Raw genomic sequence first — 12754 nt, 5'->3', positions numbered from 1 at the left:
AAAATAATATATTAGGAGGTGTTCTTTATGAACAATAACAATATTAGTGAAAAATTTGAAACAACTCATCCACAAAAGAGAATTTGGTATAATGAGCTACTGTATCCTAATACATCAATGCATAATATTGTATCAAAAATTAATATAGGTAGTAATTTGGATATTCAATTATTAGAGAAAACAATAAATTTAATAATCAAAAAAAATGATTCATTAAGATTAAAATTTTATGAAGAAGATGGAAAACTATATGAATATGTAGATGAATATAGTTTTATTAATGTACCTTTTTTAGATTTTTCATCATACAAAAACAATGGCATTAAAAAACTTAATGAGTTTTGTATGAATGAAGGTAAGAAAACGTTATATAAACAAAATGAATTATTATTCAAATTCTATATGTATAAGATTAGTAATGAAGAAATGGGAGTGTGTTTTTTTATACATCATCTCATTTTTGATGGAATGTCTTGCAATTTACTAATTGAACAACTTTCTAATATATATCAGCAATTATGCAATAATGAAATTGCTGAGTCTAATATTAAAAATTCATATATAGATTTTATATATGATGAAAAAGAATATTTAAATTCCAAAGAGTTTGAAAAAAATAAGCAATTCTGGAATGAAAAATTCTCAAATCTAAATGTAAATTCTTTATATATAAATCCCAAAAGCGTTAAATCAAAGACAAAGTCATTCTTATTAAATAGTAAGATGAGTGATAAGCTTAAGAAATTTTTGAAGGAATACAACATTTCTTTAAATAAATTTTTCATTTCTATTTCAAGTATATATATGAGCAGGATTCTGAATGATAATGATATAACACTTGCTGTTGCCTGCTTTAACAGAAGCAATGAACGTCAAAGAGAAACTATAGGTATGTTTACAGGAACTATGCCTTTAAGAATAAATTTAGAAGATAATATTAGTTTTAATGAATTTTTAAATTATTTGAATAGTGAACTTAAAAGCTGTTATACTAATCAAAAATATCCTTATGACTTATTGGTTCAGGATTTAGAACTAAAGAAAAAGGGAGTTGATTCTTTATTTAAATTTTGTGTAAATTATTATTCATTTGAAAGTTATAATGTAAAAAATAGTTGCAATATGATTCTTAGTAATGAACTTATTGCTCAAGAATACACAAATATTCCATTACATATTTTTATTAAAGAATTAAAAAAGGATAGAAATATAGAGTTAGAGGTTCAGTACAGAATAGAAGATCATACTGATGAGCAAATTATACAAATGGTTACTTGCCTGGAGTGTATTGCAAGACAAATTGTCAGTAATTCTAATATAAAAATTTCAGAAATACAGATAGTTTCGAAAAAAGAGAAGAATCTTATATTAAATGAATTTAATAATACAAAAAAAGAATATCCTAAAAATGAATCCATAAGTGAATTGTTTGAAAAAATAGTTGATGCTATGAAGGATAAAACTGCAGTGGTATCAAAAAGTAGATCTTTAACTTATAGACAAGTAAATGAAAGAGCAAATCAAATTGCGGCTGCATTAAGGAAAAGAGGAATAACAAGAAATAGCATAGTGCCAATATTATGTGACAAAAGCTTAGAAACCATAATAGGAATGTTGGCTATTGTAAAAAGTGGAGGTGCTTATTTAGCAATAGATGAAGATTATCCTAAGTCAAGAATAGATTATATGTTAGAAGAAGTTAGGAGTAAAGTTATTTTAGGAAAAAGGAGTTTATTAGAGAAGTTTAAATTTGAAAATTATATAGAAACAATAAATTATGAAGATGAGCAGATATTAAATGAAAGTATAGATAATCTAGAACATATTAATACTACAGATGACTTAATCTATGTAATGTATACATCAGGTTCAACAGGAAAGCCAAAAGGAGTATGTATAAAGCAAAAAAATGTAATCAGACTTATTAAGAATACTAACTTTATTGAATTTAAAGAAGATGACAGAATACTTCAGACAGGCTCTATTGCATTTGATGCATCTACTTTTGAGGTATGGGGAGCACTTCTTAATGGAAACCAATTATTTGTGGAAGCAAAAGATATTATTTTAAATCCAGAATTACTTGAAAGTTATTTAAGAGAAAATAAGATTACAATATGTTGGTTTACTGCACCATTATTTAATCAATTATGTAAAGAAAATATAGATTTATTTAAGCCATTAAGATGTTTATTAACTGGTGGAGATGTAGTTTCGTCTATTTCTGTAAGCAAGCTAAAAAGGGCTTATAAAGATTTAATAATAATTGATGGATATGGGCCAACTGAAAATACTACTTTTTCAACAACTTATACAATAAGCAGTGAATGGAATGAAAATATGCTAATACCAATTGGTAAGCCTATTTCTAATTCAACTGCCTATGTAATGGATAAGAATAAGAACTTGCTTCCAATCGGTGTTCCAGGAGAGTTATGTGTAGGTGGAGACGGAATTGCAGGGGGATATTTAAATAAGGAAGAGCTTACAAAAGAAAAATTTTTAGAAAATCCTTATGTAAAAGGAGAAAAAATATATAAAACTGGTGATCTTGCAAAATGGCTGCCAGATGGAAATATATCCTTTATGGGAAGAATAGATAATCAAGTGAAAATTAGAGGATTTAGAATAGAACTGCAAGAAATTGAAGCACAATTATTACAATATTCAAAAATAAAAGAAGCAGTAGTAGTAGATAAAAATGATGCAAGTGGAAATAAATATTTATGTGCATATGTTTTAAGTGAAGAAAAAGTTTCTTCAAAAGAAATAAAGGAATTTTTAAAAGAAGAACTGCCAAATTATATGATACCTTCATATATAATGCAGCTTGAAAAGTTTGATCTTAATTGTAATGGGAAGATTGATAAAAAAGCATTGCCAAGCCCTGATTTATCGCAAAAGGAAGTTGAATTTATAAAGTCTAGAAGTGAAATTGAATTAAAACTTGAAAATATTTGGTGTCAGATATTTAATATTAAAGAGATATCTATAAAAGATAACTTCTTTGATCTAGGAGGAAATTCATTAACCGCTGTAAATTTGGTTTCTAAAATTCATAAAGAATTTAAGACAAAAATTGTTGTTACAGATGTATTTAATAAGCCTTCAATAGAAGAATTAGCAGAATGGTTGAAAGATATGTCTGCAGAGGAAAATTCTGATTTTAATGAAATTGAAAAGATAAAAGAAAAAGATTACTATGAAGCATCAGCAGTACAAAAAAGAATATATGCAATAAATCAAACAAATTTAAATAGCACAAATTATAATATACCTATTGCATATTTAATAAAAGGTGATTTGGATAATGTACGATTAGAAAGAGGAATTTATGAATTAATAAATAGGCAGGAATCATTAAGGACAAGCTTTCATGTATTTGATGAAAATATATTCCAAAAAGTTCAAACTAAAGTAGATTTTAAAGTTGAGCATATAAAAATAAATAGTAATTTTAATGAAGATAAAATTGAAATTGAAAATTTTATAAAACCATTTGATTTAGGTAAAGCACCACTTATTCATGTCAATCTTATTAAATTTAATGATGCATCAATATTACTTATAGATATACATCATATAGTTTCAGATGGAATTTCAATGAGTATAATAACAAAAGAACTATCTTCATTATATAATGGAGAAAGCCTTTGTGTACCTAAAATTCAATATAAAGATTTTTCAAATTGGCAAAATAATTTATATAAAAACGGGTTATTAGATAGTGAGGAAAAATATTGGCTTAATATGTTTAAAGGAGAAATTCCTAAATTAAATATGCCTTCAGACTATAAAAATATATCAACTGAAAGTTTTAAAGGAGATATGATAATTTTTGAAATAAATGAAGCATTAACTTCAAAAATAAACCAAGCTATAACTAGTTTAGGGGTAACAAAGTTTATGTTTTATATGGCAGCGTATAATGTACTTTTATATAAGTATACTGGCCAAGATGATTTAATAATAGGAACTCCAGCAGCAGGACGAACCTCTGAAGATTTAAAAGATACAATAGGAATGTTTGTTAATACATTGCCTTTAAGAAATAAAATAAACAATAATATTAGTTTTAGAGATTTCTTAAAGGAAGTTAAAGAGAATTCCTTAAAGGCATTTGAAAATCAAAACTATGATCTTAAGAATATACTTGAAAAATTAAATATAAAGAAAGCAGCGCTCTTTAATGCGATTTTTTCTTTTCAAAATGTAAATATTGAAGATTTAAGGTTAGATGATACAGAAATATCAGCATATAAGTTGAAAAGCAACATAGCAAAATTTCCTATTTCCATGATACTAAAAGAGGAAAAGGACAAAATATCAGGTGAATTAGAATATCAAACAGAATTATATAAAAAAGAAACAATAGAATGTTTTATAGAACATTATATTAACGTAATGGAAAGAATTCTTGAAGATTTAGATAAACCTATTGATAATTTTGATATGTTATCTAAGTGGGAGAAAAATTTAATATTAAATAAATTTAACAATACAAAGAAAGCTTATGCTCACAATAAAACAATAAAAGAGCTATTTGAAGAGAAAGCTGAAAATTTATCAAATAAAACTGCACTTGTATCAAATGGACAATGTTTAACTTATAGAGAATTAAATGAAAGAGCAAATCAACTTGGGAATTTATTAGTGAAAAATGGAGTGGGCAAAGAAGAGATTGTACCAATATTATGCGATAGAAGTATAGATACAATAATTGGCATGCTCGCCATAATAAAAAGTGGAGCAGCATATCTGCCAATAGATGAAGATTATCCTGAAACAAGAATAAAATATATGCTTGAGGATAGTAAAAGTAAAATAATATTAATTAAAAAACATCAATTAGATAAAGTTAACTTAGAAAAAATAAATATACAATTAATAGATTCAAGTAGTAAAGAAATATTTAAAGAAAGTAAAGAAAATCTTTCGAATGTAAATACAGTTACAGATTTAGTATATGTAATTTATACATCAGGTTCAACAGGAAAGCCTAAAGGAGTATGTTTAGAAAATAAAAATTTAGTAAATCTTGTAAATAATCCTGATTATATAGAGATTAAGAGCAATGATAAAATTCTTCAATCTGGATCTTTGTCTTTTGATGCATCAGTATTCCAGATTTGGATCACATTGCTTAATGGAGCAGCATTACATTTAGAAGAAAAAACCTTAATAATTAATGGTAATGCATTAGAAAATTATATTAATCAAAATGAAATAACAGTAATGCTTATGCCAACTCCGCTATTTAATCAATATTGTGAGAGCAATATTGAAATATTCCAAGATTTAAGATGTTTAATTGTTGGAGGAGATGTGTTATCTAGTAAGCAGGTAAGTAAAATAACAAAAATATATAAAGATTTAAAAATTCTAAATGCATATGGACCAACGGAAAATACAGTAATTTCTACATTGTATGAAGTCAAAGGTAAGTGGGATGAAAACATAGCAATACCTATAGGAACTCCAATATCTAATTCAACGACTTATATAATGGATAGGAATAATAATCTGCTTCCAATAGGGGTTTCAGGAGAATTATGTGTAGGTGGAGCTGGTATTGCAAGAGGATATTTAAATAGAGGAAATCTTACAAAAGAAAAATTTATAGAAAATCCATATGTAAGTGGAGAAAAAATATATAAAACTGGTGATCTTGCAGAGTGGCTGTCAGATGGAAATATACATTTTATGGGGAGAATGGATTATCAAGTGAAAATTAATGGATTTAGAATAGAGATGCAGGAAATTGAAGGAGAATTATTAAAATATTCAAAAGTAAAAGAAGCAGTAGTGGTGGATAAGAAGGATGAAAGTGGAAATAAATATTTATGTGCATATGTTGTAAGCAACGAAAAAGTTTCTTCAAAGAAAATAAAGGAATTTTTGAAAAAGGAACTTCCAAGTTATATGATTCCTTCCCATATAATGCAGCTTGAAAGTATGCCTGTTAATTCCAATGGAAAAGTTGAAAGAAAGGCACTTCCAAGTCCAAAGTCATCTGATTTTAAGTATGAATATATAGCTCCTAAAAATAATATTGAAGAAAAAATTTTTAAGGCATGGAGTAAAATATTGGGGATGAAAAATATAAGTACTGATTTGAATTTTTTTGAAATAGGAGGCAATTCATTAAAGGCAATTTCAGTAGTTTCAAGATTAGCAAAGGAATTTAGTATTGCTATAAATGACATATTTAAATACCCAACTATACAAGAATTAGCACTTAATATTAAGTTTAAAGAGGAAATATCAAGCTTAGAGGTTAGAACAGCTAAAGAAGAGGTAAGTGTTACAGAGTTTGAGGAAGGAAATAAAATTCCAAAAGCCATAAAATCAGCCTATGATTTATATATAAATGATATTGAAAAATATATAAATTTTGATTTGAATAAGGAAATGACTTATAAAAATATTTTACTTACAGGTAGTACTGGATATGTTGGTATAAATATTTTAAAAGAACTTTTATTGAATACAAATAGTAAAATATATTTATTATTAAGAGGAAAAACTATCAAAGAAGTTGAAGAAAGAATTATGAAAAAAACTGCTTTTTATTTTGGGCAAGAATTTTACCTTAAATATAAGCATAGAATAAATATTTTAATAGGAAATATATCGGAGGATTACATCGGTTTAGATATTAATGCTTATGAAAGCTTATCTTTAAAAATAGATTGTATAGTTAATTCTGCAGCAAACGTAAAACATTATGGTAAGTACAAAGATTTCTATAATATAAATGTTTTAAGTACAAAGCATTTACTGGAGTTTGCTCAAAAAGGGTTAATAAAGGACTTTAATCAAATATCTACTATAAGTGTTGGAAGTGGAAGTATTTCTAATAAAGATTTTGTTATGTTTTCAGAATCAGATATTGATATTGGACAAGATTGTGATAATGTATATGTGCGTTCAAAATTAGAAGCTGAAAAATTAGTTGAAGAAGCTAGTAAAAAATCATTAAATACTAAAATATTCAGGCTTGGAAATGTGACGTTTAATTACGAAACAGGATTATTTCAAGAAAATATAACAGAAAATGCTTTTTACAAGAATATCAAAGCATTTATTAAACTTAATTGTATACCAAAAATAAAAGGAAATATTTTTGATTTTTCCTACGTAGATCAATTAGCTAAAGCAGTTATTCTTCTTTTTAATAAGACTAATTACAAAAATCAAGTATTTCACATAGAAAACCCTAAAAAATTAAGTACAATGGATTTGGTGGAAGCACTAAGAAAGAAATATAAAGACATAGAACTAAGAAATATGGATGATTTTCTATATTATATTTCATTAAAGAGCGAAGATGAAAAATTAAGGGAATATGTTGATAATGTTATGGTTAATTTAGGTTTATTTGAAAATAATAATTCAACAACTTTTGTAACTGTTAGTGATAGAACAAACGCCATTTTAAAAGAATTTGGTTTTGAATGGAGCAATTTAGATGAGGGCGCTTTAAAAAGAATGCTTGAGTATTGTGAAAAAGTTAATTTCTTATAATTATTAAACTTAGATTAAGGGTGCTAAATATGTTTTTTAATAAATCTAGTATTTAATTCATTGCGATAAAATAATGAACATTAGAAAAAACTGTAGTAATAAACATAGTTGAACATTTAATATAAAAATATTTTAGAACTTGATGCAACACTTTCCTAATTTGGATTGTATTATATTTAGAAAAGCAAATAAAAAACAATATGCAAATTAAAGGAGAGAATAATTATGAAAAAAGTAATAACAATTTTATTAAGTGCTATAACACTTGCAGGAATATCCGTTCCAGCATTTGCAGCAGATATAAATAAAGAAAAATTAATGTCTACTATTAATGAAGAACAAATGTTAATATCAACTAATGTATCGAAAGATGAAATTAATGATTTGATTATAAAAGGAAAAAATATAAATATAGGTAAACTTAGTATTGTGATAAATAATGGAAAGGTTATGGTTCCGATAAAAGTTACAGCAGAAAGTCTGGGGTTTAAAGTAAATATAGATAAGAATAATAAGAGTGTAAGTTTAGATAACGATCAGATTAAAACTAAAATTGAAGTAGGTGTTGACTCATATAATTATGAAAGTAGTCATGCTATAGGAATGACTGCACCAGAACAATTAGGAGCGGTACCCATAGTAATTGATAATAACATATATGCTCCAATTAAAATTTATAATTTACTTTTTAATGATTCAAAAGCAGTAGGTAGTTTTTGGAGTGAAACAAAAGATGGACAATCAATATATGTTGATAATGGAGATCTTACTTTAGGATGGAAGCTAATAAATAATAAGTGGTATTTTATGAATAACAATGGGATAATGCAAAAAGGATGGGTAGAAACAAACGGTAATTGGTATTATTCAAACGATAGTGGAGAAATGGTTAGTAATACAATTACGCCTGATGGATATAAAGTAGACCAAAGTGGAAAATGGAATTTAGAAGAGAAAGTTTCAATTTTGGAAACTCAAACTGCAGGATTAGAAAGTATAGCAAATCCAATAGAAGAATTTAAGACTGTAGAAGAAGCTCAAAAAGTGCTTAAATTTAATGTTATATTACCTAAGGAAATACCAGCACAATTCAAATCAAAATTCATTAGCACTATTTCAAGGGAGTCATTTCAAATTTGTTATAGTAATGGAAAAAATGAAATTCTATTTAGAATGGGTCAAGGTGTAGACAATATAAGTGGAGATTATAATGAATATAAAAATAATGATAGTATAAAGTTAGATGGTAAAAGCATTAAATTAAGTGGAAATGATAAACTTATAAAGCTTGCAACTTGGAAAATAAATGATATGGCATACTCTATTTCGGTAACTGATGGAATGAAGAAAGATGATATTATTAATATAATTAAAAGTATTTTTTAGTATATATGTTGCAATTAGATTTCTACATATAAATTATTTGCAGCTGATTAACATTACAAGGTTTTAGATGTAGATTTATTATTGCAACATATATAATTAAAAAATTTTATTATAAATTATTTAGTGTAGGAACAATAAAAATGAAATTATTTTGGGGCTATATGGTATTTTGTTAGTTAATTGTGCTACAGAATGGAAGGATGAGTTTTAGAATGAATGAGATTTCATTGCGTACGGATGAAATTATCTCACAGGATTTAGATCATTATGGAAATATGCTGCTGAGACTTGCATATTCATATATGAAAAATATTTATGATGCAGAAGATGTAGTACAAGAAGTTTTTGTACAATTAATTAAAAATATAGACATATTTGAAAGTGATGACTATAAAAAGCATTGGCTTATTTGTGTTGCTCGAAATATCTGTAAAAATAAATTAAAATCTTCTTGGTTTAAAAAAAGTGTAGAGTTAACAGAAATGCCATATTACGATGAATATAAAGATAGTAATGTTCTTAATAAAGTAATGCAGCTTCCACTAAAATACAGAGAAATTATTTATTTATATTATTATGAAGGTTATACTACAGTGGAAATTGGATCTATATTAGTTAAGAAAGAATCAACAATACGCTCGCTGCTTAGCAGAGGAAGGAATATATTAAAAAAAGAGTTAAAGGAGGAGTATGATTTTGAGTAAGAATTATAAAAAGGAATTAGACAAAATTGTTATGAGTGAAGATATGAAAAAAAGAATACTCCATAATGTACTTAACGAAAATACAGACATTAAAAACAAAAGTATAGAAATAAAAAAACATAATTTACTTAGAAAAAATATGCAAATTATTGCTGCATGCTTTACAGTAGTTATATGTTTAAGTGTTGTAAAAAACAACCCTCAATTATTTAAATATGATAATGATAATTTTAAGCAAAAAGAAATATCTAAAGATATAGATGATAAAAATAAAGATTTACAAAATATTGAAGAGAGTGAATCATATTATGATAATAAAAATAGTGCAGATTATAATAAGGATAGTCAAAATGATAATAAACTGAAGGAACAGGAAGTTATAAATGGACATACTAATAATGATGAAAACTATAAAAAAAGTGATTCCTCAAAGTACAATGAAAATAATAATGAAAATTCATCAAAAATAAAGCAAAATGAAAAAAGTTCTGAGGATTCTATTGGAGCACCAAAGACAATGGAACCACCAACTAATATAATTGTTGAATCAACAAACCCTATAAGCTCAGACGATAAATCGAAAAAAACAACTAAAGATCAAGGGGAATTAACTAAGAATAATAATGAAAATAATGAAGAGGATAACCTAGATAGTTCCGATCTAGTTACTTGCGGGGAGATCATAAAAGAATATAAAACATTAGAAGAAGCAGAAGCAGCAGTAAAATTAAAAATAAATTATATAAAAGAATTACCTAAAGGGTTTAATATAGATAATATAAGCGTTATATCAAATGATATAATACAAATAGAATATAATAATGGGAATGATAGAATCATCTTTAGAGCTGGTAAAGATATTGAAAATATAAGTGGTGATTATAATATATATAAAATTAAGAACAACTGTGATACAAACGGGATCAATATAGATTTAGAGGGCAATAAAAATAAAATAGCCAATCTAGCAACTTGGAAAAAAAGTACTGTATCATATTCTATTTCATCAATAAGCGGTATTAGTGAAGACATAATAGTAAATATGATTAAAAGTAGTCTATAACATATTTATTTTAAATGGTGAATGTAAATTACAATATTCATTTAAAAAGTAAAATAATAATCCATATAAAAGTAGTACAATCATTATACTTTAATAAATAGTGTAGTTTTATTAGTATGTAAAAAATATATTATAATGACAAAGAAAATTAAGAGGAATGCTCAGGAGTAATAATAACTTTGAGCATTTCTTTTTTATTGTAAAAAGGAACATTAAATAAAGACTGTAAATATAAAAATTTATATATAATTAATAAAAAATAATTTAAGGATTGTAAATAATTTAAATTAAGATTGTGATAATGTAATTGATATAAATGAACTATAGGATTAGATAATATAATTACACATTATGAATGTATAATAATTTTATTAAAAAAACAAGTTGAATTTTCAACTAAATTAATATACAATAATTATTAGTTGAAAGTTCAACTAATAATTGGCTATAAGAAGGTATAAAAATGAAAAAATTAGAATTTAAAGTGTTGAGATTTGTAGGAACTTTATCTAGGGCTATAAACTCCAAAGCTGATTTTAAATATAAACAATTTAACTTACAAAAAGGTCAATATATGTTTCTAACTAGAGTTTGTGAAAATCCTGGAATTAATTTTGTGGATTTATCAAACATGTTAAAAGTTGATAAAACTACAACTACAAAAGCTGTGAAAAAGCTTATTGACATTGGATATTTGAATAAACAACAACATGAAAAGGATAAGAGGGAGTATAAACTGACTCCTACTAAAAAGGCTTTAAAAGTATATGAATTTATAATTGAGGAAGAAAGTAAACAATTGAAAATAAGCTTTAAAGGTTTTAGTGAAGAAGAAAAGAAAATGGCAGCTAGATTAATAAAAAGAATGAGCGAAAATATTGAAGAATATTGGCTTGATATATAAAAAAGTTATATAAGAAAAAGGAGAGTAGAGAAATGGAATTTAGAAAAGCAGTTGAAATAGATATTAATAATATAATGAATATTATTAAACAAGCACAAGTTTATTTTAAAGAACAGGGGATTAATCAGTGGCAGGATAACTATCCTAGCATTGAAACAATAAGCGGTGATATTGCTGATAAAAATAGTTACGTGTTGTTAAAAGACAATAATATTGTTGCTACAGTAGCAGTTTCTTTTGACGGAGAAAAAACATATGAAGCTATTTATGAGGGTGAATGGATTAGTAATAATGAATATGCAGTTATTCATAGAATAGCTGTAGATAACACTTATAAGGGATTAGGATTATCATCACAAATTATCAAAAATATAGAACAGCTTTGCTTTAAAAAAAGTGTACATAGTATCAAGGTAGATACACATGAAGAAAACATATCTATGCAAAAGTTACTCAAGAAAAACAAATTTCAATACTGTGGAATAATTTATTTAGCAAATAGAAGCAAAAGAATAGCTTTTGAGAAAATATTATAGTGAAGAGATTATCATAAAAAATAATAAATATTAATTTATAATGGTAAATAAAAGTAAAGAAGTTGTTTATGATTTAGGTATAAATAAAATGTATATTGTAATTAGTAAAATAAAATACTAATTACAAGAGGTGAATTATGTGCAAAAGAAAAAAATTTTAATAGTATTTTTAATATCTATATTTATGTTTGGTGAAGTTTCCCAAGCAGAACAAATTCCAACATCAACGACTTTAAAACAGGGGATATATAAAATATCTCCTGAACATAAGGGGTATTATCGTAATATTAAACTTGTGTCTCCAGGCAAACCTGTTACTATTATAGTACTTGATTCTAATGGTGCACAGGTATTGGTTGCAAAGCTTGATAATGAAAACGAGTATTTAAAAGTTGGCCCTATAGAAAAGGGAGAGACTTTAATTATAAATGGTGATGGAGAAATATCTGTGGTACATTAAAATTATATTATTAACTATAGGCGATGTCCTATATATGTTACAGATGGCCTTAGGGAACAAAGAGGAAATATAAGACAGTTACGTTCTATGTGAACTCCAAGAAAATTAATTAATAATTGATTTTAGAAATAATAAACAGAGACTATTTCAAAGCCTCTGTCATGATTATTTTTT

The 12754-nt window shown here is 25.7% G+C and carries 7 protein-coding genes; all 7 read left to right on the top strand.

Annotated elements, in window-relative coordinates; genetic code table 11:
- The first annotated feature begins 27 nt into the window (after nucleotides 1-27).
- The 7 genes from CLPUN_RS14155 (at nucleotide 28) to CLPUN_RS14125 (ending at nucleotide 12580) form a co-directional block, all read left to right on the top strand.
- The gene (locus tag CLPUN_RS14155; RefSeq protein ID WP_077847906.1) at nucleotides 28-7527 is read left to right on the top strand and encodes a non-ribosomal peptide synthetase; all 7500 of its coding nucleotides are present in this window, start codon (nucleotides 28-30) and stop codon (nucleotides 7525-7527) included.
- 225 nt (nucleotides 7528-7752) lie between these two features.
- Complete coding sequence (locus CLPUN_RS14150; RefSeq protein ID WP_077847905.1) at nucleotides 7753-8913, top strand: stalk domain-containing protein; 1161 nt, start codon at nucleotides 7753-7755, stop codon at nucleotides 8911-8913.
- Between the two features lie 212 nt (nucleotides 8914-9125).
- Nucleotides 9126-9617: a sigma-70 family RNA polymerase sigma factor gene (locus CLPUN_RS14145; protein WP_077847904.1), complete on the top strand. Its 492-nt coding sequence runs from the start codon at nucleotides 9126-9128 to the stop codon at nucleotides 9615-9617.
- Nucleotides 9604-10680: a hypothetical protein gene (locus CLPUN_RS14140; protein WP_077847903.1), complete on the top strand. Its 1077-nt coding sequence runs from the start codon at nucleotides 9604-9606 to the stop codon at nucleotides 10678-10680. The genes CLPUN_RS14145 and CLPUN_RS14140 overlap by 14 nt, the downstream gene beginning before the upstream one ends.
- A gap of 463 nt (nucleotides 10681-11143) precedes the next feature.
- On the top strand, nucleotides 11144-11584 hold the full coding sequence (locus CLPUN_RS14135; protein WP_077847902.1) for a MarR family transcriptional regulator: 441 nt from the start codon (nucleotides 11144-11146) through the stop codon (nucleotides 11582-11584).
- Nucleotides 11585-11616: 32 nt separating this feature from the next.
- Entirely contained in the window at nucleotides 11617-12120 is a 504-nt protein-coding gene (locus tag CLPUN_RS14130) for a GNAT family N-acetyltransferase (protein WP_077847901.1), read from the top strand.
- A gap of 139 nt (nucleotides 12121-12259) precedes the next feature.
- Complete coding sequence (locus tag CLPUN_RS14125) at nucleotides 12260-12580, top strand: hypothetical protein (protein ID WP_077847900.1); 321 nt, start codon at nucleotides 12260-12262, stop codon at nucleotides 12578-12580.
- Nucleotides 12581-12754: the final 174 nt, after the last annotated feature.

The sequence above is a fragment of the Clostridium puniceum genome (genome assembly GCF_002006345.1).
GTDB classification, from domain to species: domain Bacteria; phylum Bacillota; class Clostridia; order Clostridiales; family Clostridiaceae; genus Clostridium; species Clostridium puniceum.
The sequence above is the reverse complement of the archived record's forward strand: the minus strand, read 5'-3'. Positions and strand labels throughout refer to the sequence as shown.

What these genes read in the sequence shown, in the direction of transcription:
- CLPUN_RS14155 (WP_077847906.1), top strand. Translation starts at nt 28, where the DNA reads ATGAACAATAACAATATTAGTGAAAAATTTGAAACAACTCATCCACAA.
- CLPUN_RS14150 (WP_077847905.1), top strand. Translation starts at nt 7,753, where the DNA reads ATGAAAAAAGTAATAACAATTTTATTAAGTGCTATAACACTTGCAGGA.
- CLPUN_RS14145 (WP_077847904.1), top strand. Translation starts at nt 9,126, where the DNA reads ATGAATGAGATTTCATTGCGTACGGATGAAATTATCTCACAGGATTTA.
- CLPUN_RS14140 (WP_077847903.1), top strand. Translation starts at nt 9,604, where the DNA reads ATGATTTTGAGTAAGAATTATAAAAAGGAATTAGACAAAATTGTTATG.
- CLPUN_RS14135 (WP_077847902.1), top strand. Translation starts at nt 11,144, where the DNA reads ATGAAAAAATTAGAATTTAAAGTGTTGAGATTTGTAGGAACTTTATCT.
- CLPUN_RS14130 (WP_077847901.1), top strand. Translation starts at nt 11,617, where the DNA reads ATGGAATTTAGAAAAGCAGTTGAAATAGATATTAATAATATAATGAAT.